The sequence below is a fragment of the Brevibacillus sp. BC25 genome (genome assembly GCF_000282075.1).
Lineage (GTDB): Bacteria > Bacillota > Bacilli > Brevibacillales > Brevibacillaceae > Brevibacillus.
Genome location: NZ_AKIX01000103.1, coordinates 60,539 through 86,118 on the forward strand (window position 1 = coordinate 60,539; position 25,580 = coordinate 86,118).

Here is a 25,580-nt window from a genome sequence, read left to right on the forward strand (position 1 = left end):
GTGGCGAGTTTGATTCGCCACGGTTTCTATCCAATCCCAATTACATCATGTACTGGTTGCGGTCTTTCCCACAGACACAGTGCCTAAAAAGGAGTGGATCATTCTGCAAAAGATCATAGATAAGTCGAGAAGAAAACTAGCATTTTTGCTGATGTGTCTGGTTCTCGTACTTTCCGGCAGTATGCCCGTGTACGCCGAAACGAGCGTTCGACAGGATACGGAAATCGCAACAGCAATCGAACAGCTGGTCAATAAAACCATGGAGTCGGAAAAAATCCCGGGTGCAGCCGTTGTGGTCGTCAAAGAGGGGAAAACCATTTACAAGCAATCGTTTGGTTTCTCTGACACCCAGAAGCAAGAGCCGGTTACTGCTGACACATTGTTTGAAATCGGATCGAACTCCAAAGCCTTTACAGCGCTAGCAGTTCACCAGCTTGTCGAGCAAAAGCGACTTTCGCTGGACGACCCGGTTCAGAACTATATCCCGTGGTTTCGCGTTACCTATAAAGGACAACAGGAAACGATCCAGATTAAGCATTTGCTGTATCATACTAGCGGGATTCCGTTCGAAAGCATTGGTTCGATCCCTATTTCTTCCAGTGAGAATGCGATCGAAGAAACTGTGCGAGCAATCAATCATTCTGAACTGGTTCGCAAGCCAGGCACCGAGTATGAATACGCCACCATTAACTACGATATCTTGGGCTATGTGGTCGAGAAAATCACCGGACAGTCCTATGAACAGTATGTACAGCAACAAGTCATTGCCAAATTGGGGCTAACCGATACCTTTTTGAAGGCACAGGCACCCGTGGAGGAGATGGCAAGAGGACACAAAATCGAGTTCTTTTCCCCACGCGTGTATGATGCACCGGAATATCGTGGAAATACGCCAGCGGGTTATGTCGTTTCCAATTTAAATGATATGGAACGATGGTTGCAGATTCAGATGGGGTTGGAGGCATCTGCGTTTCGTCCCGAGCTGGTGCGTGCTTCTCATCTTCCTGATCGTTCGGTAGCTCCTGCGACAGACGGTTTCTCGTATGCATCAGGCTGGATGATTTACCAGGATGGTGGAGGGCAAATTTCGCACGGCGGCAATAACCCTGCATTTTCTTCGTACATGGTATTTCGTCCAGAAGAAAAGCTGGGCGCCGTCGTTTTGACCAATATCAACTCGTTGAACGCATTTGTTATAGCAGAAGGTGCCGTCAATCTCACACTAGGGAAAGAAGCTCCCGTAGTCGTGTCTGACACCAATCTTCAAGCGGATCGTATGGCAAGCATTTCTCTCGTAATCCTTGGTATCCTTTTGTTGTTACTTGGTGGGGGGATCGTGCAGATTTTTGTGCAAGTCTATCGAGGTGAACGAAAACTCTCCGCGAATGCGGGGCGAATCTGTTTTGCATCCTTTGTTGCATTTATTGTCATGGGAGGTGTTTTAACAGCCGCCTTATACTATTTGCCGGATGTTTTTTTTATGGGCTTACCATGGGCGTTCATCGAGGTCTGGCTTCCGATCACCATTTTTTACGCCATGTACGCATTGGTGGCAGGACTCGCTCTGTTTAATGTCTACATCACACTCATCCGCTTGTTCCCGAAATCGCAAGAAACATCCATGACGTCTATTGTCATACAGGGACTTATTAGCGGATTTGGGAATGCGCTGATTATTTTTATGATCAATCTGGCGCTCACTTCTACGAACAAATTTCATGCAGCCATTTTCCTGTATTTTCTCCTGGGTATCTTGTTATATATCGTCGGGGAGAAAATGATGCGTAGCCGACTGATTGTGATCACAAATGAAATCGTATACGAAAAAAGAATGGAACTGATCCGCAAAATTTTTCGGACCCCTTATCAAAAGTACGAGACACTTGATAACGGTGAAATATATGCGGGGTTAAATAACGATACGGAAACGATCAGTACATTCGCCAATAGTGTCGTTGTGGCACTGACGAGTGCGGTTACACTCGTGTTTTGCTTCATTTATCTGGGCTCGCTGGATCTATACGGATTTTTATTTTGTCTGGCTGTCATTTTTGTGGCTGTAGGCTTGTATACGCTGGCAGGTCGCTTTGCAAACAAAGTATGGGAGGAAACCAGAGACATCCAAAATGTGTTTTTCTCCTATATTACCGATATGATCGGAGGCTTCAAGGAGCTGTATCTGACGCAGGCACAACGAAAAGAATTTGAAGAAGACATGGAAAGAAGCTGCTCGGACTATCGACATAAGAAATCAGCGGGCCAATTTAAATTTGTGAACGTGTATTTGATTGGGGAATTGCTTTTCGTTGTGGTAATCGGCACAGTTGCCTTTTTATTCCCGGTTCTTTTCCCTTCGCTTCAAAAAGAGATGCTGATTAGTTATGTGTTTGTCTTTCTGTATATGACTGGGCCTGTTCACGGTATTTTGAATGCAGTACCGGAGCTGATTCGGATCAAGATCAGTTGGCAGCGGCTGAATGCGTTGCTGGATTCGTTATCAGTGGAAACGAGAAGAGAAGAGGAAAGCTTGGTTGAGCGGAGCTCGCAAGACTTTGAGTCATTTTCAACTGAACAGGTGCGTTTCCGATACAAAAACAAGGAGGGCGAAGAGTTTTCCGTAGGGCCGCTGGACTTCTCCTGCCAAAAAGGGGAAATCGTCTTCATTGTTGGTGGTAACGGTAGCGGGAAGTCAACGTTTGCCAAGCTGATTACCGGATTGTATGAGCAGGATGAGGGCGAGTTTTTCATGAACGGCCAAAAAGTGAATGCTGACCAACGCTGCGAATTCTTTTCCGCGATTTTTAGTGATTTCTACCTGTTTGAGAAGATGTATGGAGTCGATTACCAGGCGAAGCAAGAGGAAGTGAGCAAATATTTAGAGGTGCTTCGCATCGCTGACAAAGTAGAAGTGGATGAAACGGGAACGTTTAGCACGACAAAGCTGTCTACGGGTCAACGTAAGCGTCTTGCCTTAATGCTCAGTCTGGTAAGAAACCGACCTATTTTCCTCTTCGACGAGTGGGCAGCAGACCAAGATCCAGAGTATCGTCAATTCTTTTACGAATCCTTGCTACCAGAAATGAAAAGACAGGGCAAATGTGTAATTGCGATCACACACGACGATCGCTACTTCCATCTTGCTGATCAGGTAGTGAAAATGGAGAGTGGGCGAATTATTTCGCAGCAAACGTTTGCGCATGCCTGATGAAAAAGCACGCAGAGAAGACCGAACGGGGATGTTTCCCATCACCCGATCCATAAGAAATGGTCGAAAAGCCTTTGATTACAAAGGCTTTTCTTGTTTTTGCAACAATTGCAGAAAAGCACGATTGGAAACGAAACTTTGAAGGAAATGAACTACGGTCATTAACTTCCCAAAAAGGAGGTTAGTGATGAGTAGAAGTTATAAGAAGTTCCCGGTTGTAAAAGACAAGAGTGGGCCAAATCATCAACGAATGGGCGAAATATTACTACCGAAAATAGAAGAATCACGGGTGTACAGGGAAGTTACACCAAACAAAAAGTCCTTCCTTGGTAATTGGGGAAGGACTTTTAATTTGACCATTCCCGCAGGATTCTCAGTCTTGTGAGTTGAATAAACCAATGAGCTCTCATGATAATCCGTTTTAACAAGCCCGGCTCTCTAAGCCTGTACATCCATTTCAACATGGATCGCCTTCCTTTTGAAACGATTGTATCGAAAGGACACAATGAAAAAAATGGAATCGGAGGTTTGACATGAGAACCATACCACTCGGCACGAGCAAGTTAGAAGTACCAGTCATCGCTATTGGGTGCATGAGGATTGGGTCACTAGACAAGCTGCAAGCGGAGCGATTCGTACAAACAGCGATTGAAGAAGGGGCGAACTTTTTCGACCATGCAGATATTTATGGAAAAGGCAGATGTGAGGAAGTATTTGCAGAAGCGATTCAGATGAGCCCTAGCGTTCGCGAGCGTATCCTATTGCAATCGAAATGTGGCATTCGTCCTGGCATGTTCGACTTTTCCAAAGAGCATATTTTGAATGCAGTGGATGGCATTCTAAAACGACTAAAAACTGAATATTTGGATGTATTGCTACTGCATCGCCCAGACACGCTTGTCGAGCCGGAAGAAGTAGCGGAAGCGTTCGATCTTCTGGAAAGCACGGGTAAAGTGCGCCACTTTGGCGTCTCCAATCAAAATCCGATGCAGATCCAGCTCTTAAACAAATATTTGAAGCAACCCATCGTCGCTAACCAGTTGCAGCTCAGCATTATGAACGCGACGATGATCTCGCAAGGATTCAATGTCAATATGGAGAACAATTCGGCTGTGAACCGCGATGGGAGTGTACTCGACTTCTGCAGGCTGCATGATATTACGATTCAGCCTTGGTCGCCGTTCCAATATGGATTTTTCGAAGGATCTTTCCTTGGGAACGAGAAATTTCCTGAGTTGAACAAAAAAACCGATGAAATGGCAGCTAAATATGAAGTGTCCAACACGACAATCGCCGTCGCTTGGCTACTACGGCACCCGGCGAACATGCAACCAGTCATTGGCACGACGAATATCGACCGAATGAAAGAGTGCGTGAAAGCAGCCCATATTCGCTTGACGCGAGAAGAGTGGTATGACATCTATCTTTCTGCCGGAAATGTGTTGCCTTAACTGATTCCGTTTACGAAAATACCTGATCGATCTTGGCTCTGTCATAGTCTAATATCCAATGCGAATAGCTTTCATATATCCCTCTGATTGTTTCAGGAGAAGTGGCTACTAAATCACAGCCTCGATCGTCATAAATGTGAAAGATGGTATGTTTGGTGGTATTGATAAAATATACCCGATGAAAAATACGTGGCTTTAATCCCATATCCTGACGGCAGATTGCTTTTATCATTGGAACATATGCAAAGTCGGATATCGTGCACTTCAAGAAGAACCGATGCGTTAGATAGGCTTTATTCTCATCGTCTTCTGGAAAAACATAAGGGATGGTGTGTTGTTGCAGCTTACACAAAAGTGATTTTTTCTTCACATACTTGGAAAAGACGTTCAATTTACGTTTGAAAGCTCCACCGTCTCCAAAATCGTTAACATCCACTACGATATAGATGTCATCGTTAGGTGCATGTAAAGTCTTACATAAAGTAATCGCTCGTGTATAAACCCCTTGTAAATAGGGGCAATTTTCATAAACATGATGGTAATCGTAGTCCACACCCAGCTCAAAACGGATTCCAATATCCCAGCTATAAAACAAAGGTGGTCTAAGCATTAACGCTGGAAATGTATGATGTAAATACTTGTGTAACGCCATCAAAGCACCTCGTATGGGTTTTACCTATTCCTGTAAAAAATCTTTTTGTTTCCATTCTTTGTATAGAGTAAGGTCGCTGCTCACTTGTCGAAACACCAATCCAATGATTGTCGCGTCATCTAGTAAACCAACAACAGGAATAAAATCTGTGATGGCGTCTACAGGTGAAACAAAGTACAAAATTCCGCCAATAATCATCAAGATGGATTTAACAGGGATTGTTCGGTATTTTCCACTCGTCCAATCTCCGAAAATACTAAAAAGTAGCTGTAAATTCTCCCAAACATCTCCGATCGCTTTTTTATCTGCTTTTTTCATTGCTTTTTTTAGGAGATTAGATGCTTTTTCTTTATCGTTCAGATATTCAGAGGCTTTTGATTCGTAATTTTTAAGAAATCTCTTTTCATGTTTAGCCATAGGACCCCCTATGTTTCGTCGAAGCCAAAAAGGGCGAGAAAACGCTCATTTTTGGCTTCGGTGTTATTTAAACCACTTGTACATCCCTACAGAACGAGGAGCCGTATAGGCAAACCCAATCTTACGTAATCTTCGACGCTAGGAGTATTTTCGTAAACCGTATAGTTCTCAAAAAGAGGGATAGTCATGATTTACTCCTTTTACATCTACGTTTTCACTACAGCGAGAGCTTATCATTTATTTTGCTCGTAGAAAAGTAGCGTTTAGGATGTAAGAGTGCTTCCAAGCAATTACACCAAGATGATTTTTCCCGTACGATGACAGCTCTCCGCAAATTGCACCGCCTCTAGTACATCATGCAAAGCAAATTTCTCTCCAGGCTCTGCTAAAAGGAGCTTCCCATTCTGAACGAGCTCGATGACTTTCTCAAACGTTTCGTGCCAGGTAGACACGGAAACTCGTTGATTCCAGTGGCGCAATAAAAACAATTGAGGGAGAACGCCAAGCTCTTTCGAGATGATCGACCAATCCACTTGAACTCCCGATAAAAGGCCTAAAGACAAGAAAATTCCGCCAGCACGTGTAGACTTCGCCAGTTCTAAACCATCTGAACCGCCAATGGAATCAATAGACGCATGAGCACCTTGTCCGTTCGTTACACTCATGATGGCATCATAAGTCGACACACATGAACTGTCGATGACCTGCCACGCCCCGAGTTGCATCAACTCCTTGGTATATATTGCGTTTCGGACGATGGCGATCACCCTAAAACCGAAAAGAGCGGATAGCTGAATAAACAAGCGACCAATGGCTGAGTTGGCTGCATTGACTAGCAAAACCTGATGAGAAGACAGTTGAAGAGTCTCATTGCAGATGACCCACGCAGTGATGGGGTTGATGTACAACCGACTGGCGATATCATCTTGGATCGAATCGGGAACCGCAATGGCTAGCTCGGCTGTCGTTTTTACGTATTCTTGCCACGTACCCTCACCGCGCAAAGGCAGAACACGTTTACCGATAAGAGAGCGGGGAGCAAAAGGACCTGTATCAATAACGGTACCAACCCCCTCATACCCAGGAATGGCGGGAAGGTTGATGCGATGCTTGTACGCACCACGAATCGGGATGACATCAGAAGGATTTATAGGACGTGCGCTCATTTTCACCAAAATTTCACCTTGCTTCAGAGGCTCAATCAACCGCTGTTCAATCTTCAATACTTCATGGGGTTCTCCAAATTGAGCGTATCGAACTGTTTGTGCATACATGGTTGTGCACTCCTAACTTTGTCAGCCATAACCGAATGAAAGATAGTTCTTCGTCATTGCGTATGGGATCGGAATGTCTTTATCTTAGGTATAAAAAATATACGCCGTCAATCAAAACGAGAACTATGGAAACAACAGTAAACCAGATGGGGGTATTTTTCATGAGATAGGCTCACTTTCCCTTGCGGAATGTTAGCTATTCAGGACAATCAAGAAAAATAAGACCGCTCCTAAAAATGCCGTGATGGCTGCAGACATAAGATATTGATTCGGGTTATGGATGACTTGTCGCAGTGTATTAAAAAAGCTGACGAGAAACAAAGCGACTACAAAACTTACTACGTACAGCATGTAATCAAAACCTTTCCAACAATATTATTCAAAATTATACCAATATTTCAATGAAGAAACAATTTGACATAAAAAGCGATTGATAAATGAAAAAAGAGCGCATCTGCGCTCTTTCGAATCATGTTTCTACTCGTGGTGCACTTTCGAATCCTACTTTTTTATGCGTGCCATCACAGAACGGTTTCTTCTCGGATTGACCGCATCGACAGAGTGAAAAAGATGAACCGACTTCATACTTGTCACCTGCTCCATCCAGCAATTCAACTGTACCCGTAACACGAATTGATCCATTGTCGTTAATCTTGATGGTCACTTTTTCTTGATCCACTTGTCATCCCTCCTTTTTTACTATCTTTACCTATTATGATTTCAAGCAGAAGGGTATGTAATAAATAATTGCTGCACTAGATGGGAAGAGCCTGCCGTCCCGATAGTGAACTTGCTGGCAGAACATGACGAATTCGTGTTAAAATCAGGACAAGGTACGGTTATTTTTAGCAGGGAAAGGGTTTTGTCTCATGACGATTTCAATGGATGACTTAGAGCAATCCTGCTGGGAATGCAAAGGCAAGGGGATTCTTGTGAATGAAAACAAGCAAGAGGAATCATGCCCCAAATGCCAGGGTAAGGGAGCGATTCTTACCGCCCAAGGTCAGACCCTCCTACACTTTATAAAAAAGCACTTGTAAACGAACGAGCTTGAAGAAAAAGCGGGAGGCCGTCAAATCCTCACCTGGTTACGGGTGGGAACTGGCGGCCTTTTTAGCGAGCCATAGATATTAAATCGACGTAGCATGATTCGGCTGTTTTTTGCTACCACCTTGGCGACCCATAAGCAAGAAAACAAGGAGTAAGACAAACGGAATCACTACAGTAGTCGTGTCACCGTGTAAAAGAAGAGTGATTGTAGCACCAAGCATAATCACTGCGAGCGTATAAGCGGCGTAACGTGTATACTTTTTCATCAGTAAGCCCAATCCGCCGAGCACTTCGCCTAAACCGATTACAACTTGGAACCAATGGGGAAACCCGAAAGCGTGGAAAGCGAGTGTTGTTTCTGGATGCCCAATCAGCTTATAAATACCAGATGAAAAAAACATCAAGCACAACCCTACAATCAATACCCATTTTGCGAAAATACGCAGACCTATCATACCGAAATCCTCCAATCGTTTTGGTGATGGATTCAGTATAAAGTGCCAATTATGACACCTTTTGTCATATAGCAATGACTGAACGATCTGTAAAGGATGCAAGATATTGCAAAAGAAGAAGTAATTGATTATTTTAAACTAAAATTATGATGATAGTGGGGGATGAACAGTGAAGGTTTTAGTAGTAGAAGATGACAAGACCATTGCAGAGGGTTTGCACTATTCGCTCTCCAGTGAGGGTTATGAAGTAGTTCTTTGTGAAGGGAAACAAGCTGCAATTGAAACAATCAAGCAACAACGTTTTGATATTTATTTACTGGATCTAACTTTGCCAGATGGAAATGGCTATGAGATTTGCGAATATGTAAAAGAAAATCAGGATGCACCTGTCATCTTCTTAACGGCGTGTGATGATGAAATCAATGTGGTTCGGGGGTTAGATATGGGAGCAGACGACTATATCACAAAGCCGTTTCGTATCCGGGAGCTGGTTAGCCGAATGAAGTCATCCCTTAGGCACTACCAAAAAGAACCCAACCCGACTGACAAAGTGAAGATTGGAAATGTTGTCGTAAATACAAAACTGGCTAAAGTGTACAAAGGAACCGAGGAAGTGATGCTGACTGCTTTAGAATATCGTTTGCTGTTGGCATTCATAAATAGTAGAGGGCAAGTTCTGTCCAGAAATCAGTTATTAGAGGGTATTTGGGATCTAGATGGTAGCTTTATCAATGACAATACCCTTTCTGTTTACATTAAGCGGCTTCGAGAAAAGTTGGAGGATGATAGCCAGAATCCCAAAGTGATAGAAACCGTACGCGGACTTGGCTATCGAATGAGTGGAAGTCATGCTTAAAAACAAAGAAATACAGAAGTTATGTATGTATAGCGTGGTTATTTCCATCATTGGGATCACAATTCTTTGGATAATCGATTGGAAAGCGGGGATTGTGGCGATTGCCATGGTATTTCTGCTCCTTTCCTGTTTTTTCCTATTTACCCGGAAACGTTATCAGGACATCAGTAAACTCGCTTATTATTTGGCTTCTGTATATTCAGGCCAACCCACGATGGATATTAGGGATAACGTTGAGGGTGAATTGAGCATTCTGAAAAATGATATTTATAAAGTTACCTTAACGTTGTCCGAGCAGTCTACTCTTCTGAAAAAGGACAAACAATACTTGGCAGATACTCTTTCGAACATCTCCCATCAACTAAAAACGCCACTTGCCTCCATGTTTGTCATGGCTGATTTGTTAAACAACCCTAGTCTACCTCCTGACAAGAGGGATGAGTTCTTGGGCAAGATTATCAATCAGTTGAAGCGTATTGAATGGCTCGTGACTTCATTGCTCAAGCTGTCCAAAATCGAAGTGCAGAGCGTTATTTTCAAGAAGGAATTCGTATCTGTCAAAAAAATGATAAACAAGGCATTAGAACCACTCCTTGTCCCCATGGAATTAAAAAATCAGGAGCTTTCTTTTTCCTGTAAAGAAGACCTTTTCGTGTATGGAGATGAAAACTGGACGGTAGAAGCCATTTTGAACGTAATTAAAAACGGGATTGAGCATACGCCGGTCGGGGGACGTATTACTATTTCGTATGAGGAAACAGCATTGTATACACAAATTGTCATTGCCGACAGTGGCAAGGGGATTAGCCCGGAAGATGCTCCGCACATTTTTGAACGATTTTATAAAGGGAAGAATGCTGGAGCGGATAGTATTGGAATAGGGCTAGCCATGTCTAAAACAATCTTGCAAAGTCAAAACGCCGATGTGTTTATGGAAAGCCAGATTGGTGTAGGAACAACATTCAAAATCAAATTCTACAAGCAAATGATTTAGATGACAAAATTGTAAGATTGAATGTCACCGACGAGACATCTTTGGCAGCTATTCTATACGTAATAACGAATCTAGGAGGATCATGATGGAGATTTTACGAGTAGAGAACCTGTCAAAGACGTACGGTGATGGCGAAACAGCTGTTACTGCACTGAACGATATCTCGTTTTCCGTACAAAAAGGGGAGTTTGTGGCGATCATTGGACCATCTGGTTCAGGTAAGTCTACTCTTCTGCATATTCTGGGGGGCGTTGATACGCCCACATCCGGTAAGGTGATTGTTGACCAGACTGATATATACGCGATGGATGAAACGGCACTGGCCATCTTCAGACGCAGACAGATTGGACTTATCTATCAATTCTACAATCTAATCCCAGTCCTTACTGTAGAGGAAAATATTACCTTGCCATTGCTATTAGACGGTAGAGAAGTAAATCAAGAAATCTTTTCCGGTATCGTAGAGACTCTAGGTCTTCAACAGCGATTAAAGCATCTGCCAAACCAGCTTTCTGGAGGTCAGCAGCAGCGTGCGTCCATTGGTCGTGCCTTGATTAGCAGTCCCGCCATTGTATTGGCTGACGAGCCTACGGGGAATCTAGACAGCAAAAACAGTGTTGAGATTGTGAAGCTCTTGAAAAAACTACACAAAGAACGGCATCAAACCCTGATTGTTATTACACATGACGAAAACATTGCCTTACAAGCGGACCGTATTATTGGCATTTCGGATGGCAGGATTTCTAGAGATGAGGTGATCCGGCGATGAATATCGTATATCAGCTCACATTACGCTATATGAAGCAGAATAAGAGCCGTACCCTTGTTACAATCATTGGGGTTGTCATTTCTGTCGCAATGCTTACAGCAGTATTTTCGATTAGTAGTTCTTTCATGGATATGATGCAGAGAAACGCGATTGCCTACTCTGGTAATTGGCAGGCAGCTTTTCTTGATGTTGCAGGAGAAGATGTTGCGGTTATTACAAATACAGAAGCGATTGAAAGATACGACATTGACCAGAAGCTCGGATTTGCACGACTTTCTAACTCTCCAAACAGCGTGAAGCCCTATTTGTATATTACTGGACACAGTAATCACGATGTAATAGGGGTGAGCCTAATTGATGGGCGTTTGCCTCAGAATGAAAATGAACTGGCACTTTCATCGCAGTATCTTCGAACCGCTGGTGTAAGCTTGAAGGTTGGAGAGGTAGTTACATTAAATTTTGGCAAACGTAGCTTGAATGTGGATGGGAAGAGCGAGACGTTGGGCAACTATGATGTCTACCAATCAAAGGAAGTCTTTACCCCTACAAAGAAGAAAACATACACGATTACCGGGATTGTACAAGCACCAGATAAAGAGCAGGAAGTAATGGCTGCATACCGTGCATTTAGTGGTCTTTCCGAGGGTGATTTAGCGGAGGGTTCTCCCTATACGGTAAGTGTTGAATATAAGGATTTTAAAGGTTTAGGGAATGACATTTACGAAACGAGCGACACGATTGCTAGTAAGGTAAGCGGAGTAAAGGATCAAGTTAAATCGAATGGAGTAAAAATCAAGTACAATCGGGACCTGTTGCTTTATTCCGGGATTTCGAATGATTCCCACTTTCTTAACACGATGTATCTGGCAGTTCTTACCGTTGGAATTATCATTCTGATTGGATCTGTCTCACTAATCTACAACGCGTTTGCGATCTCGCTTTCAGAGCGTAGTCGAACTTTAGGGATGTTATCTAGCGTAGGGGCGACGAAACAACAAAAAAGGGCTTCTGTATTTTTTGAAGCTGCTGTGATCGGGGTCATAGCTATTCCAGCTGGATTGTTTTTTGGGTCCATTGGCATTGGTGTTACTCTCCATTTGCTCAGCCCATTCATTCAAAAAATGTTTGGAGTTAGTGAACCGATGCGATTGGTGATAGAGCCGTACAGTATGATTGCTGTCATTTTGTTTTCCATTTTGACACTGCTCATTTCTGCATGGTTTCCAGCAATGAGGGCATCGAGAATTACGCCGATAACTGCGATCCGCCAGACAAAGGATATCGAACTAAAAGAAAAAGAAGTTCGTACATCCAAAATGATCCGTAAGTTGTTTGGATATGAAGCGGAACTAGGATTAAAAAATCTGAAAAGGAATAAACACCACTATCGCTCAACTGTCTTTTCTCTTGCGATCAGTGTAATCTTGTACCTAGCAGCTTCTTCCTTTTCGTTGTATATGGATAAGTCCTATAATATGGCACAAGCACCGCTACCCTATGATTTGTCAGTAAACGCAAGGGGAGCCGATCTGGAAAGGGTAAGGTCATTAACAAATGAATTGATGTCCGTCAAAAACGCAACGACAAAAGTGAAGACCCAACTTATCGGTGCTGATCTAATCCTCAACGAAAACGAGGTTACCACAGACATCTCCAGTCGCCATACTCTTAATCCTGATGGGAAATACTTCATGTCTGCAAACATTGTTTCTCTTGATGAGGCCTCTTTTGCAGCGTACCTGCAATCCGCGGGGATTGATGCAAAGAAATGGGAAGGTGACGAGATTTCTGCAATACTTGTCAATCGGTTCACCTTGAAAGAAGAACATAATTTTACAGATATCTCTCAACTAACAGTCCAAGAGGGATCAGAACTACCTCTCACTTTGATTGAAGGAGCTAAAGTCCGAATTGCTTCTATCACGGATAAACGTCCACCATTTATGCTACGCTACCAGGAAGATGCTTTAACGGTGACATTTGTTGTTTCTGAACGAGGCTTTGACAAGCTACGAGAACGAGGTAACGCTATGCTGTCTGAGCAAGTTACCAGCGAGGTTCAATTTACAACAGAGCAGTCTGCGGCATTGGAAAATGAAATAAACCCGATTATTAACAAATATCCAGATGTACATATCTATACGAACAATCTGATTGAGGAGCGTCAGGATTCAATGAATCGCGCCACAGTCACATCCGTATTCCTTTATGGGTTTGTGGTTCTCATCGGACTCATTTGTATGGCAAATATTATCAACACGATTTCGACAGGGATGGCCTTGAGAAAACGTGAGTTTGCGATGTTGGCTTCCATTGGCATGACGCCAAAGGGCATGAAGAAAATGCTACGCTTCGAAGGATTCTTTTATGGAATGAAGTCGCTTATTTACGGTTTACCGATTAGTTTATGTGTGATGTTTTTCATCTACATGAGCCTTAGCCGTAATTTTGAATTTGCTTTTACGGTGCCTTGGGCGGATCTCATAATTGCAGGGATAGGTGTGTTTTTCATTGTGGGTACATCAATCCTCTATGCGACTAGAAAACATAAAGAGCAGAATATCGTTGAATCGCTGAAGAACGAAAATATCTAATTTAGAGCACAAAAACAGCTGGTCTACACGCTATGGTGTAACCGGCTGTTTTTAGACTAAATCCGGGAACCTGGTGTGCAAAAAGGTACCAAACCAATCGGGAAAAAAGCATGGAGGAATGCAAAATTCAAACGAAACAATATAACGTACCCGTTGAAGCGACATTGGAAGTAATTGGTGGGAAGTGGAAGGTCGTGATTCTGTGCTTGTTAAAAGAGGGGACCAAAAGATTCGGCGAGCTACATCGCTATATGCCAAACGCATCGAAAAAAATGCTGACCCAGCAGCTACGTGAGCTTGAAGAAGATGGATTAATCAACAGAGCCGTCTATCATCAGGTTCCTTTAAAAGTCGAGTATTTACTTAGTGAGGAAGGAGAGAGCTTGCGGACGATCTTGAATCTGATGTGTGAGTGGGGGGTAGCGCGTATCCATAAATAAAATGACACATATGAAAAACTCGCCATCTAATCCCCGTTGGGAAATCGACTGCGAGTCCTCGGATAAAAGACACAACCTACTCACATCATTTGTATTTTTCAGCGTACTCGGCGTAGTTTACGACTTCAATGACACTAGACCAACAGAGAACGGTTCCTACAAACTGTTTAATGTCTAATCCTTGCATGCCGTATGATTCGGCAGTATTGGTTGTACCCGTCGCGTCCTTAATGAACGTCACTTTATATCCGCGATCATAGGCAGCGATTGCTGTAAACATACAACAAAATTCCGTCTCAAAGCCAATGATAAAAAGATGATCGACCCCTAACTTTTCTAAAGTCTGTGTGAGTTCAGTTTGGAAGAAGGAACTAGGGGTTTGCTTCTCGATCAAGTAATCGGAATAGTCTTTTAATGGAGGGTGTATTTCAGAACCGATAGAGCTTCTATTCAGTGGACTTTCTTCTGCATCATCGATATGTCTGATAAAAATGACAGGACGATTGTTCTCTTTAAAATCTTTGACCACCTGTTCCATCAAAAAAAGTGCCTCTTTGTAATCCCCACAACTCACAATTCCGTTTTGCACATCAATCACTAAGAGTGCGTTCATTGCTTCACCTTCTTTCAACCATGTAGTGAGATAATTCGGTAGGAAAGAGTGTACCTCCTGCAAGGTAAATACCATGAGATAATGAAGGGAAGGAAATAATAGGAAAGGTTGAGTTAGATGAGGGTTTCATTTTACTATGCATTCATACTTGTTGCCTTTATTCTCGTTACAGGATGTGGTTCAAACAATTCAAGTACTTCATCCGTGTTTTCCAATTTAGCCACGCAAGGCTTTTCTTCCACGAATGAAGGTACAGAGACAATTGCGGAATCAGAAAAAAATAATACAGCTACGTACCATTCGTTGGCTGTACTCGCCTTACATGAAGTGAATGGCTTTGAAGCTGGAGAAGAATTTCCACCGGAATCCAAAGCGTTTTTGGCAAAGCATGCTCATCTGTTTCCGGCAACCGGGGATAAGGTGAAGGAAGCCCAGCAATTAGTCGATCAAAATGTACAACCCAAACATATCAATAAAAATATTTCCAAGTATCATGCCTCGATGATTCAAGATAGCGGAACGGTGTTGAGCATCGAAGAAGAAGAAATACCGGAAATCGGGACTTTTTCTGTCTTGCATGTCGTCAATGACGAGGAGGATAGCTACCAAGTTGTTTACCTAGGTGCATTAGATATCTACGAAGATGATACGGTTGAATTTGTGGGGGTCCGAACCTTGCTCTCTGGCTTCGATAATGTAAGTGGTGGATACACGAATTCGATCATCATTGCAGGGAGCTATGTAGGAAAAAGTGCCAATTAAGCTATGGTAGTATGGATTTTCGTAGAAAACAAGCTGTTGACCAGTCCGCATCCTTGTCACACTGAATACAGTGATAGCAAGCCAGGGATGGAAGGATGATAACAATGGCTAAGAAAAAAAGATTAAAATGGAAGTTAAAAAGTAAAAGTACAACAAGAATTCAGAGACATGTGCATGAGTTTTTAGGTAGCACGCAGCTTGCAGAAGAAGGAGCAGATCGACACAATCACCGTTTTGCTGGCGTCACTGGTCAAGCAATCCCAAGAGGAAAAAGCCACGTTCATGTCATTCGGTCCAATACAGACTTCTTCAATCATCTCCATCGCGTGCGAATTGTAACTGGACCTGCCATTCCGGTTGGGAATGGAAAACATGTTCATTTCGTACGTGGATCAACCACGTTTAACGATGGTCATGTTCATCGATTCAAATTCGCGACGTTGATCCAGAAGCCGCTCCTCTAAAATATCTTTCACGGCCTCGAATGTTACAGTTCGAGGCTTTTTGTATGCAGTTTGGCCTTCTGTTTTTGATATGATAGAAAGGTGTTAGTTTGTACGAATACTTGATCAGTAAAGATTTATGGAGGTTGACATGCGCTATCAAGTCATATTATTCGATGTAGATGATACACTTCTCGACTTCAAAACGACAGAAGAAAATGCACTGCAAAAAACGTTTTCCCAGTTTGGACTCGCCACGGGATCGTCTGATTATGGAGCGACTTACAAAGAGATCAGTAAAGGATTGTGGGAGGATTTAGAAAAGGGGCGGATCACCCTAGCAGAGCTTGGCGTAGAGAGATTTCGAAGACTTTTCAATGCTGTTCAACTAGACGTCGATGCTGCGGCGTTCGGCAGCGCCTATCTCGAATCCTTGGGCAAAGAAGTACATTTGATACCGGGAGCGGTTGAGTTGTGCAACAGTTTGGAGGATTGCCGCTTGGGGATCATTACGAATGGATTCGCCTCTGTGCAAACGGCAAGAATTGCCGCTTCACCGCTGTGTAACTCTTTTGAGCACTTGATTATTTCCGAAGAGGTCGGCTACAAAAAGCCGGATCGGGAAATTTTTGACTACGCGTTTTCCAAATTGCAATGGACAGAGAAGACGAACGTATTGATGGTGGGAGATTCGTTGACCTCCGATATACAAGGGGGAGCCCATTACGGGATCGATACGTGCTGGTTCAATCCTTTGGGCAAGGAAAATCAGACGAGCATTCAGCCAACGTACGAAATCAGAGAACTGAGCGAGCTTCAAGAAATTGTGCGGAAGGGTAACGTGAATTTGTAGGATCTTTCCTGTATGATTAGAAGGTATTGATCTACAGGTAAATCTAGAATCTAGTGATTGGAGCCCTATAGATATGTATCAGAATTTAGAAGAGTGCATCCTGGACTTGGAAAGGCACGGACATTTGGTCCGTATTCGCGAAGAAGTAGATCCCTATCTGGAAATGGCCGCGATTCACTTGAAGGTGTACGAAGCTGGGGGACCAGCATTGCTGTTTGAAAATGTAAAAGGCTCAAAATTTCGTGCGGTATCCAATCTTTTTGGAACAATCGAGCGCAGCAAGTTTATTTTCAGAAGCACCTGGCAAGCCGCTGAAAATATAATTGCCATGCGCAATGATCCGATGAAAGCGCTAAAGCAGCCATTTAAAAATATCGAGAACGGCTTTGCTGCTCTGAAGGCTTTGCCTGCAAAAAAATCCACTAGCATGCCGGTAACTGCGCAGGAAATCAATATAACCGATCTTCCACTCATCCAAAGCTGGCCGATGGATGGCGGAGCTTTTGTCACGCTGCCCCAAATCTATTCGGAAGATCCGGACAAGCCTGGAATCATGAATTCCAATTTGGGTATGTACCGTGTGCAGTTGACTGGTAATGAGTATGAAGTAAACAAAGAAATTGGCTTGCACTATCAAATCCATCGTGGAATCGGTGTCCACCAAGCCAAAGCGACCAAAATGGGGATGCCGCTGAAAGTAAGCTGTTTCGTTGGTGGGCCGCCTGCTCATACTTTATCGGCTGTCATGCCGTTGCCAGAAGGCTTGAGCGAAATTACTTTTGCAGGCTTGCTTTCTGGCCGTCGTTTTCACTACAGCTATATCGATGGTTACTGCATAAGCAATGATGCGGATTTTGTCATCACAGGAGATATTTATCCTGGAGATACGAAACCAGAAGGACCATTCGGCGACCATCTCGGCTATTACAGTCTGATCCATTCATTCCCTGTGATGAAGGTAAAAAAAGTGTACGCTAAGCCGAATGCCATCTGGCCATTCACAGTTGTGGGCCGACCGCCACAAGAAGATACGTCATTCGGTCAACTGATTCACGATTTAACGGGCGATGCGATCAAGCAAGAAATCCCAGGTGTAAAAGAAGTCCATGCTGTAGATGCTGCCGGTGTGCATCCACTGCTGTTTGCCATCGGAAGCGAGCGATATACGCCTTATCAGCAAGTCAAACAGCCGACGGAGATGCTCACCATAGCCAACCGCATTTTAGGGACTGGCCAATTGAGCTTGGCCAAGTATTTATTCATTACCGCAGAAGAAAATCGACCATTGACGACGCATGATGAAGTTGATTTTATGACCTATATTTTGGAGAGAATCGACCTGCATCGCGATGTTCATTTTTATACGAACACGACTATTGATACGCTGGATTATTCGGGAACGGGCTTAAACAGCGGTAGTAAGGTTGTCCTCGCTGCTTACGGCGATCAAAAACGAGAGCTGTGCAAAGAGGTGCCGGATGAGCTGAAGGATTTGCGAGAGTTTGAGAATGCCCGCATGATTATGCCAGGTGTAGTGTCGATCCAAGGTCCTGCATTTACCGATTACGCAAACGCCCAGCAGCAATTACAGAATCTGTGTGACGCGATTCAAGCGAGAGGGCCGGTCCCGTCTTGCCCGATGATCATCCTTTGTGATGACAGTACCTTCATGAGCGCGTCTCTTCAAAACTTCCTGTGGGCAACCTTCACACGCAGTAATCCATCTCACGACATTTATGGTGTGAACAGCTACTACGAGAACAAGCATTGGGGTTGCGATAATTTGATCATTGATGCTCGTACAAAGCCCCATCAGGCACCGCCATTGGTACCAGATCCAACTGTCGAGAAAAATATCGAACGACTGTTTGTCAAAGGTGCGAGCTTGGGTGGAATCCTGTAAGCAGCTTCTAAAAGTCGAGGTCCGTAACCTTTCGTTGCGGACCTTTTTTATGAGAGCTTCCATCAGCCCACAAATCTATCAAGCGACCGGTTGTTGTCGAATCGAACTGATAATTGCAAAAATTGCACGATTGATGGGGAAAGGAATCGTTCTTTACCACCGAGAAAGCGTTTTCTATAATGAATCTCAAGCAAGGACACAGCTTTTTATGGAAAGGAGAAAGGAATGGTCTTTTTAACCACACGTTCCCATGCATTACTGAAGGTGATACTCGACAGCTACTATCCGCTGAAAATTAAGGACGTCGCGCGCGATTTCCAGGTAAGCGAACGTACCGTCAAGTACGATCTGGATAACGTTAGGCAATGGCTAAAGGAACGAAATGTCATCCTCCATTCTCAACCGAATAAAGGGCTGTGGATCACGGAAGAACAAGAGCATCGAAATGCTTTGAAGGAAAATTTGCAAAGTGATGACAGCAAGACACTCATTCTGCCGCAAAAGGATCGGGTCAAGCACTTTTTGTTCATCCTTCTGCTGTCAGAAGGGTATCAGCGGATGAACGATTTGGCCGACCATATGGGAGTCAGTCGCAATACCGTCGTGGCTGATGTCAAGGACGCGGAAAAGCTGCTCGATGGCTGGCGTCTCGAGCTCGTCGCGAAGCAAAGGTACGGTGTACGGGTGGACGGGAGTGAGCGGCACAAGCGGTATGCTCTCGAAAACTTGATTCACGATCTGTTGGATGGAATCGACATGTATCGGATGGTACAAGGGATGTTTTTAGAAAATGGACAAGAAGCGAGAACAGGTCCGCTGTTGGAGAAATGGCTGATCAGCCGGACAGAGTTAGGGGAGATCATTCATAGCATCAAAGCATGGATGAATGCTACTGCGGAGACGCTGGCAGACCGAGCTCTGATTAGTTTACTGATTCGCTTATGCATTGTCGTCCATCGTGTACAGCGGGGCCAATTGGTCACTGCGGATGATGCCGAGATGGGAGAAGCGAGGCATTGGAGCGGGTACGAGCTGTTTTCGCACGAGGTTCGAGCATTATGTCAGCGTTTGAACGTCGCTATTCCCGAACACGAGATTGCGTATGCGTGTCTTCCGCTGCTAGGGACCGAACAGGTGCCAAGAGAGGCGCGAGCAGGTAGGATTGTTTTGGATGTTTTCCAGGCAACCAAGGAGCTGACGGAAGCGGTCAGTAGCCGGATGCTGGCACCATTGTACGATGATCAGGAGTTGCTCAGACTGCTTTTTGCTCATCTGGATGACAGTTTGAACCGTTATCGTCAGGGTGTTCTTTTTGCGAATCCACTGACGGAGGAGATTCGCCGTTCATATGCACGGATGTTTGATGCAGTTAAACGCTCTTGCGAAGAAGTATTTTGGCATCACGGGGTCTATTGGCTCGATGCAGACATTGCTTACTTTGTACTGCATTTCCAAGCAGGTTATGATCGATGGCTGGAGCAGAAAAAGGCAGATGCGCTCGTCGTTTGTGGAACAGGCAGAGGGACTTCACGGTTTTTGAAAACGTACTTGGAAAGCGAATTGCGTTCACTTCGGGTCGTAGGCCTATGTTCCAGCACTGAGGTAGAGAAGTATTTGGCGAGTCGTCGCGTAGATGTCATCATCAGCGTATTGCCGATCAAGGCAGAGGTGCCTGTTGTGATGGTCAGTCCTCTTCCAACACGCCAAGATATCAACCAGATTCAGAACTGTCTGGAAGCTATGCAAGTGGAGGGAGGAAATCGACAGCAGGCTGTGAATGCTCGCAAGGAAGCTTGGTTTCCCACGCTGACTGCTGATCTCAATCCGTCAGATTTGCCCGTGGTGGAGAGACTGTCCCAGGACGTTATCTGCAAAGGGTATGAGATCAGTCAAAAAATCTTGACTGCTTTTCGGGAGTACGTAACGGAACAAACGGCAAGTGGACTGACGCTGCACCTGCTGCTGATGGTGAATCGACTGGCTTTTGGCTCACCCTATCAGGAGGAGTGGGAATCGTCGGCGGAGGCAGAATCGAAAGAATGGAAGGCATGGCGTGAAAAGCTGAACCAATTGATGGCTGAGGCAAACCTCCAAGTTCCGCCTAGTGAAGTGACGGCCATTATGCGCTATTTTTCAGGAAAGGGGACGGTAGAGAGTGAAAGTGGATCTATTCATACGCAACGGACGGGTCATTGATCCTTCCCAGAACCTGAACGGGCACTATGATCTTGCCATTCGGGAAGGGCGGATCGTTGGGTTGTATGAGAAAGGGAAGACAACCGATGATCAAGGGATGAATCTGGAAAGCAAGGAGACGATCGATGCGGAGGGATATGTGGTGACACCCGGTCTGATCGATCTGCACGCTCACGTTTTTCCGACAAAGACGAGTTTGGGCGTAGCCGCGGATCGGGTCGGGGTCGAGCAAGGAGTGACAACCGTAGTAGATGCTGGCAGTGTCGGGCTATGGTCGTTTGATGCTTTTATTGAAGAAGCCGTGTATCCTTCTGTTACTCGTGTTCTGGCATTTCTGAACATTTCAGGGGATGGCTTGTGCACAGGCGGCGGGGAGCTCGCAGACATGTCGCGGTTAACCCCGAGAGAAGCGGCAGCCCTCATAAGAAAACAACCGATATTACGAGGGATAAAAGCCCGTATGAGCGGTTCTGTCGTCAAGCAAAACGGGATCCATCCCTTGCTCATAGCCAAGGAAGCGGCGAGGGAAGCGGGCGTACCCATGATGGTGCACATCGGAAACGCTCCGCCAAAACTCACGGAAATATTGCCTCTGCTAGACCGAGGAGACGTGGTGACACATGCGTTTCACGGGAAAAAAGGAGGAATGTTCGACGAACGAGGCGAGTTGATTCCAGAGGCGCAAGACGCGTTGGAGAGAGGAGTCTTACTCGATATCGGGCACGGCGAAGCGAGCTTCAGTTTTCAAACACTGCGTCATGCACAGGCCCAAGGTATTATGCCACATGTCATTAGCACGGATGTTCACCAGCGCAACATCGATGGTCCTGTGCACAGCTTGACGCATACACTCACGAAGTTTCTCGCTATGGGCTACTCGCTCGACGATGTGATTGCGGCGAGTACGCTTGCGCCCGCACGAATTCTCGGGCTTGAAAACGAGATCGGGACGTTGAAAGTAGGGTCATGCGCGGACGTATCCATTTTGCAGATGAAAAAAGAGCCGACAATTTTGACGGACAGTGAACAAGAAACGGTGGAGACAAAGGAAAGAGTAGTGGCTTATCAAGCGATTACTTCGGGAAAGGTACTGACATGCAAATGATTGATGACATCCTCAAGGAACTGACTGAGACAAAATCGGATTATTTAACTGAAATTTCTGAATCCAAAGAGATTCTCCGAAAAATTGAGGAGGAGTTCCGCCTCATGGAGATTCATATACCGCGAGAGCGTTGGCTGGCCATCGGAGCTCATGTACTGGCATTTATACGACGGATGACAAACGGTGAAAGGCTGCCCGTGATCGAAGCGGAGTTATTCGCCGAAATTCATCCCGATATGGTTACGCTCTCGCACAAAATCCTCTCGGAAGAAAAAAGTGCGTGGCAGGCAGATGATACAGAAGCGTTTCTGTTAGCGGTTCATTTTGAAGCGATCCGTGCCATGCAGATGGGGCCATCGTAAAACATCGCTATGAAAACAAGGAGGGCATGTATATGTCTAAGGTAAAAATCGTGATTGGTGATCGTCTTGGAAAAGGACAGAACATCGCAAAAGGAATCGAAGCTGCTGGCGGGACTGCGATCGTCATTCCAGGTGTTGGAGCTGATATGAAGGTAGGAGATGTCATGGTTAGCGAGAGTGCAGATCTCGGGCTGTCCTTTTGCGGAAGTGGTGGGGCTGGGGCACTGACTGCCAAGACCAAGTATGGTTTTCCGGTCGAGTACGGCTTGCGCTCAGTAGATGCTGGTATTACTGCCTTGCGTAGCGGAAAAAAAGTGATTGGCTTTGGCTTCATGGATACAGAAGAGCTGGGCAGACGCATGGTGGAAGAATACATCAAGCTGGGAGGGAAGTAATCCATGTACACGGAGACGACGCAGACCTTGCGATTATCCGGCAGTGGGGATACGAAAGAGGGAGCCTTCAACAAGATTTTTTCCCAAATCAAGCATGTAGTGGCGAGACAGACGAGTGATTTGGTCGTGCGAATCGAACCTGTAGGCGTTTCCATTGTGTCTGCGACAGAAACAGTGAAGCATGAGCGATTTTTTGGATTGTTCTTCCCTCGCAAGCGGACGCGGTATGACATTACCGTAGATATTCAAGTGAGGCTAGGGCTGGTCCAGGTAGAAAACATAACGTTTCAGCAGCAGACCGAGCAGACTGCGGGTGTGGGGCAGTTGGTTCGTCAGCGATAGAAGCAGACAGGGGGTAGGTTCATGGTTACTTTGATGATTGTGTTGAAGTCGATCGTCATCGGGGCATTGGTCGGCTTCGGTGTTGGTGCGGGGGCGGCGAGGATGTTCCATGCACCCAATGTCCAAGGGATGGGAGCATTCCGGACTTTTGGAGAGCTAAACGCATGTGCGGGCGATCCCATTTCTCACTTTTCATTTGGGCTTGGCTTTTTGTTTAACTCATGGGCGTCTGTTGTCGGTGCCGGTGCGTTGACGCAAGATGTGGATCATCGCGTCATCCCGAACTGGGCGGCGGCCGTGTTGCTCTGGCGCAACAAGAATGTTGCAGAGACGTTGCACAATCCGAAGCAAATGGCGATTGCCGGAGCAGCAGTCGGTGTCGTTGTGGTCACCTTGTTGAATTCCACAGCAACGGCGATTCCTGAATCGATGCAGCTCGTAGCAACGAAGGTACTGGTTCCAGCTGCGAACTGGTTGATCAACCCGATCATGCCGATTGTGTTCTGGATGGCGGCAATGGATGCAGGCAAACGGACAGGGATTTGGGGAACAGTCTTGGGCGGTTTGTCGCACTTGGTCATGGGGAATGCGGTACCTGGAATCGTCTTGGGTATTTTGATCGGTAAAGGCCTAGATGACAGTGGTTGGAACAAAATTACGAAATCCATGTTTATTGCAGTCATTCTCTTGTTTGTATTCAGTGGCTTCTTCCGCGGTTTTGATGTCGCGCTCTTGAAGAGTATGTACGTGGAAATTCCACAGTGGTTGATAGAGTTTCACGAAACATTCGGATCGGTGGTGAAAAAGTAATGGGTGAATTGCAGGCAAAAGGATTTTGGTATTCAGAATGGGCATTTCCCCTTTTTGTTGCGTGCTTGTCTTCAGGAATTTTTGCGGGTACTCATCTGTACTATGTGTATCATGTCGGTGCCTTTAACGATATCGCCATCGTTGCGATGCTGGAGGCGGGGATCAAGGGTGGCGGATACGGTGCGGCTGCTGCGTTTGGTGCGAGCTTTTTGTTCGCCCGCATTTTGGAGGGACCGCTGGTTGGGATTCTCGATATTGGCGGCTCGTTGCAAACAGGTATTGGGATTGGCGTTCCAGCGTTGATGCTGGGAGCAGGCTTTACAGCTCCATTGACTTCCTTTCCTTTGGCGCTGGCGACAGGTGCACTCTTGGGCTTCATCATTGGTACCGTGATTATTATGATTCGGAAGTACACGATCAACGCATCGAACTCCACTTTTGGTGCGGATGTCATGATGGGAGCCGGAAACGCAGCAGGTCGATATTTAGGTCCATTGATTGTCATTTCTGCGATAATGGCTTCGATTCCAGTTGGACTCGGCGCAACAGCAGGAGCAGCGATTTTTTACTATTACAACAAACCGATTGCGGGTGGTGCGATTATCGGAGCCATGATCCTCGGAGCCATTTTCCCGATCCCGACACAATGAGAGAAGAGTGAAGAATTTTCACAGGAAGGATGGGCAAACCATGGGAATCTATCAGCAGCTAGGGTTGAAGCAAGTCATTAACGCAAGCGGTAAGATGACGGCACTGGGTGCAAGTGCCGTCCATCCTTCTATCGCACAGGCCATGGGAGAAGCCGCCATGGATTATGTAGAAATCAGCGAGCTGATGATTGTGGCAGGTCGTCATATCGCAGAGGCGACCGGAGCAGAAGACGGTTGTCCTACCTCAGGAGCAGCTGCAGGCATTGCCATCAGTGTAGCGGCAGTCATAGCTGGTTGCCATCTGAGTTTGATCGAGCGGCTTCCTCTTTCCGAGGGGTTGAATAACAAGATCATCATCCAAAAAGGACACGCGGTGCACTTCGGCGCTTCCGTTCAACAGATGATTGCACTGGGCGGTGGGAAAGTCGTAGAGGTCGGTCATGCCAATCAAGTAGAAGCAGACCATTTGCGAGAAGCGATTGATGATCAGACCGCAGCGCTGCTCTATGTCAAATCTCACCATGCGATTCAAAAAGGGATGCAGTCGCTAGACACGATGCTTCAACTCGGTAGGGAGTTTGGAATTCCTGTAATTGTGGACGCAGCTGCGGAGGAGGATCTGCGGCGTTATGTAGCGATGGGTGCCGATCTGGTCATCTACAGTGGCGGAAAAGCAATCGGCGGACCAACGTCTGGGTTTATCACAGGCCGTGCCGATCTAGTAGCCGCATGTCGCGCGCAATATAAAGGCGTCGGTCGTGCCATGAAGGTAGGAAAGGAAGCCATTGCGGGTTTGCTTGCAGCACTTGGACAGTACGACCCCGAAAAACAAAATGTTCCCGAGCAGCGTAGGCGCGTGGAGTGGCTGGCAGGGGAACTGAACAGCTTGCCCGGTGTGAAAGCAGTGATCGCACAGGATGAGGCAGGCCGGGCGATCTATCGTGTGCAAGTTCAGCTTGACGAACGAGTGACGAAAATGACGGCTCGGG

The 25,580-nt window shown here is 45.5% G+C and carries 28 protein-coding genes; 21 read left to right on the plus strand and 7 right to left on the minus strand.

The annotated features are described in order from the left end of the window. The first annotated feature begins 145 nt into the window (after positions 1-145). From edeA to PMI05_RS23520, 3 genes are all read left to right on the plus strand, one after another. A complete protein-coding gene (gene edeA / locus PMI05_RS23510) occupies positions 146-3,205 on the plus strand; it encodes a cyclic peptide edeine export ABC transporter EdeA (RefSeq protein ID WP_193375277.1) in 3,060 nt (1,019 codons plus the stop codon). A gap of 187 nt (positions 3,206-3,392) precedes the next feature. After that, positions 3,393-3,590, plus strand: coding sequence for a hypothetical protein (locus PMI05_RS30895; protein ID WP_007727260.1), 198 nt, complete (start codon positions 3,393-3,395; stop codon positions 3,588-3,590). 148 nt (positions 3,591-3,738) lie between these two features. Then, positions 3,739-4,656 carry an aldo/keto reductase family oxidoreductase gene (locus PMI05_RS23520; RefSeq protein WP_007727262.1) on the plus strand — a complete coding sequence of 306 codons (918 nt, stop codon included), beginning with the start codon at positions 3,739-3,741 and terminating at the stop codon, positions 4,654-4,656. A gap of 10 nt (positions 4,657-4,666) precedes the next feature. Here the strand turns inward: PMI05_RS23520 and PMI05_RS23525 are convergent, their stop codons facing one another. From PMI05_RS23525 to PMI05_RS23540, 5 genes are all read right to left on the minus strand, one after another. Further along, complete coding sequence (locus PMI05_RS23525; protein ID WP_007727271.1) at positions 4,667-5,308, minus strand: DUF3885 domain-containing protein; 642 nt, start codon at positions 5,306-5,308, stop codon at positions 4,667-4,669. Between the two features lie 24 nt (positions 5,309-5,332). Next, on the minus strand, positions 5,333-5,725 hold the full coding sequence (locus PMI05_RS23530; RefSeq protein WP_007727272.1) for a YkvA family protein: 393 nt from the start codon (positions 5,723-5,725) through the stop codon (positions 5,333-5,335). A 290-nt stretch (positions 5,726-6,015) separates the two neighbouring features. Next, positions 6,016-6,999, minus strand: coding sequence for a zinc-dependent alcohol dehydrogenase family protein (locus PMI05_RS23535; protein WP_007727274.1), 984 nt, complete (start codon positions 6,997-6,999; stop codon positions 6,016-6,018). A gap of 192 nt (positions 7,000-7,191) precedes the next feature. Continuing rightward, the gene (locus PMI05_RS30800; protein WP_007727275.1) at positions 7,192-7,350 is read right to left on the minus strand and encodes a hypothetical protein; all 159 of its coding nucleotides are present in this window, start codon (positions 7,348-7,350) and stop codon (positions 7,192-7,194) included. A 118-nt stretch (positions 7,351-7,468) separates the two neighbouring features. Beyond that, positions 7,469-7,678 carry a CDGSH iron-sulfur domain-containing protein gene (locus PMI05_RS23540; RefSeq protein WP_007727276.1) on the minus strand — a complete coding sequence of 70 codons (210 nt, stop codon included), beginning with the start codon at positions 7,676-7,678 and terminating at the stop codon, positions 7,469-7,471. Positions 7,679-7,868: 190 nt separating this feature from the next. Here PMI05_RS23540 and PMI05_RS23545 point away from each other — a divergent pair, with 190 nt between their 5' ends. Continuing rightward, positions 7,869-8,039, plus strand: a complete 171-nt coding sequence (locus tag PMI05_RS23545; RefSeq protein WP_039961263.1) for a tryptophan RNA-binding attenuator protein inhibitory protein — start codon at positions 7,869-7,871, stop codon at positions 8,037-8,039. Between the two features lie 90 nt (positions 8,040-8,129). Here the strand turns inward: PMI05_RS23545 and PMI05_RS23550 are convergent, their stop codons facing one another. Continuing rightward, positions 8,130-8,504: a DoxX family protein gene (locus tag PMI05_RS23550; protein ID WP_007727277.1), complete on the minus strand. Its 375-nt coding sequence runs from the start codon at positions 8,502-8,504 to the stop codon at positions 8,130-8,132. 169 nt (positions 8,505-8,673) lie between these two features. Between PMI05_RS23550 and PMI05_RS23555 the strand changes: the two genes are divergently transcribed. The 5 genes from PMI05_RS23555 to PMI05_RS23575 all read left to right on the plus strand — a co-directional run bounded on the left by PMI05_RS23555 (position 8,674) and on the right by PMI05_RS23575 (position 14,157). Continuing rightward, positions 8,674-9,360: a response regulator transcription factor gene (locus PMI05_RS23555; protein WP_007727280.1), complete on the plus strand. Its 687-nt coding sequence runs from the start codon at positions 8,674-8,676 to the stop codon at positions 9,358-9,360. Next, positions 9,353-10,354: a sensor histidine kinase KdpD gene (locus PMI05_RS23560; RefSeq protein WP_007727283.1), complete on the plus strand. Its 1,002-nt coding sequence runs from the start codon at positions 9,353-9,355 to the stop codon at positions 10,352-10,354. Before PMI05_RS23555 ends, PMI05_RS23560 begins: the two co-directional genes overlap by 8 nt. A gap of 85 nt (positions 10,355-10,439) precedes the next feature. Beyond that, positions 10,440-11,123 carry an ABC transporter ATP-binding protein gene (locus PMI05_RS23565; RefSeq protein ID WP_007727286.1) on the plus strand — a complete coding sequence of 228 codons (684 nt, stop codon included), beginning with the start codon at positions 10,440-10,442 and terminating at the stop codon, positions 11,121-11,123. Further along, positions 11,120-13,717 (plus strand): ABC transporter permease, encoded by a 2,598-nt coding sequence (locus PMI05_RS23570; RefSeq protein ID WP_007727289.1) that lies wholly within the window; start codon positions 11,120-11,122, stop codon positions 13,715-13,717. The genes PMI05_RS23565 and PMI05_RS23570 overlap by 4 nt, the downstream gene beginning before the upstream one ends. A 110-nt stretch (positions 13,718-13,827) precedes the next feature. Further along, entirely contained in the window at positions 13,828-14,157 is a 330-nt protein-coding gene (locus tag PMI05_RS23575; protein ID WP_007727293.1) for a helix-turn-helix domain-containing protein, read from the plus strand. 85 nt (positions 14,158-14,242) lie between these two features. Here PMI05_RS23575 and PMI05_RS23580 read toward each other — a convergent pair whose 3' ends face one another. Beyond that, complete coding sequence (locus PMI05_RS23580; RefSeq protein WP_007727295.1) at positions 14,243-14,770, minus strand: isochorismatase family protein; 528 nt, start codon at positions 14,768-14,770, stop codon at positions 14,243-14,245. 117 nt (positions 14,771-14,887) lie between these two features. On the opposite strand from PMI05_RS23580, the gene PMI05_RS23585 reads away from it, so the two are divergent. The 12 genes from PMI05_RS23585 to PMI05_RS23645 all read left to right on the plus strand — a co-directional run. Continuing rightward, entirely contained in the window at positions 14,888-15,532 is a 645-nt protein-coding gene (locus PMI05_RS23585; RefSeq protein WP_007727298.1) for a hypothetical protein, read from the plus strand. Between the two features lie 104 nt (positions 15,533-15,636). After that, positions 15,637-15,996 carry a YmaF family protein gene (locus PMI05_RS23590; protein ID WP_007727300.1) on the plus strand — a complete coding sequence of 120 codons (360 nt, stop codon included), beginning with the start codon at positions 15,637-15,639 and terminating at the stop codon, positions 15,994-15,996. Positions 15,997-16,126: 130 nt separating this feature from the next. Beyond that, positions 16,127-16,828: a YjjG family noncanonical pyrimidine nucleotidase gene (locus tag PMI05_RS23595; RefSeq protein WP_007727303.1), complete on the plus strand. Its 702-nt coding sequence runs from the start codon at positions 16,127-16,129 to the stop codon at positions 16,826-16,828. Positions 16,829-16,901: 73 nt separating this feature from the next. Next, on the plus strand, positions 16,902-18,731 hold the full coding sequence (locus PMI05_RS23600) for a UbiD family decarboxylase (protein WP_007727304.1): 1,830 nt from the start codon (positions 16,902-16,904) through the stop codon (positions 18,729-18,731). 225 nt (positions 18,732-18,956) lie between these two features. After that, positions 18,957-20,927 (plus strand): transcription antiterminator, encoded by a 1,971-nt coding sequence (locus PMI05_RS23610; protein WP_007727307.1) that lies wholly within the window; start codon positions 18,957-18,959, stop codon positions 20,925-20,927. After that, positions 20,887-22,032 carry an amidohydrolase/deacetylase family metallohydrolase gene (locus tag PMI05_RS23615; protein ID WP_007727309.1) on the plus strand — a complete coding sequence of 382 codons (1,146 nt, stop codon included), beginning with the start codon at positions 20,887-20,889 and terminating at the stop codon, positions 22,030-22,032. The genes PMI05_RS23610 and PMI05_RS23615 overlap by 41 nt, the downstream gene beginning before the upstream one ends. Then, the gene (locus tag PMI05_RS23620; RefSeq protein ID WP_039961265.1) at positions 22,023-22,394 is read left to right on the plus strand and encodes a hypothetical protein; all 372 of its coding nucleotides are present in this window, start codon (positions 22,023-22,025) and stop codon (positions 22,392-22,394) included. Before PMI05_RS23615 ends, PMI05_RS23620 begins: the two co-directional genes overlap by 10 nt. A 32-nt stretch (positions 22,395-22,426) precedes the next feature. After that, positions 22,427-22,789 carry a glycine-rich SFCGS family protein gene (locus tag PMI05_RS23625; protein ID WP_007727312.1) on the plus strand — a complete coding sequence of 121 codons (363 nt, stop codon included), beginning with the start codon at positions 22,427-22,429 and terminating at the stop codon, positions 22,787-22,789. Between the two features lie 3 nt (positions 22,790-22,792). After that, positions 22,793-23,131 (plus strand): DUF4312 family protein, encoded by a 339-nt coding sequence (locus tag PMI05_RS23630; RefSeq protein WP_007727313.1) that lies wholly within the window; start codon positions 22,793-22,795, stop codon positions 23,129-23,131. A gap of 21 nt (positions 23,132-23,152) precedes the next feature. Continuing rightward, the gene (locus PMI05_RS23635; RefSeq protein WP_007727316.1) at positions 23,153-23,941 is read left to right on the plus strand and encodes a DUF4311 domain-containing protein; all 789 of its coding nucleotides are present in this window, start codon (positions 23,153-23,155) and stop codon (positions 23,939-23,941) included. Next, entirely contained in the window at positions 23,941-24,591 is a 651-nt protein-coding gene (locus PMI05_RS23640; protein ID WP_007727318.1) for a DUF4310 family protein, read from the plus strand. The genes PMI05_RS23635 and PMI05_RS23640 overlap by 1 nt, the downstream gene beginning before the upstream one ends. A gap of 40 nt (positions 24,592-24,631) precedes the next feature. Continuing rightward, on the plus strand, positions 24,632-25,580 hold a 949-nt coding region (locus PMI05_RS23645), incomplete at its 3' end, for a DgaE family pyridoxal phosphate-dependent ammonia lyase (RefSeq protein ID WP_007727322.1).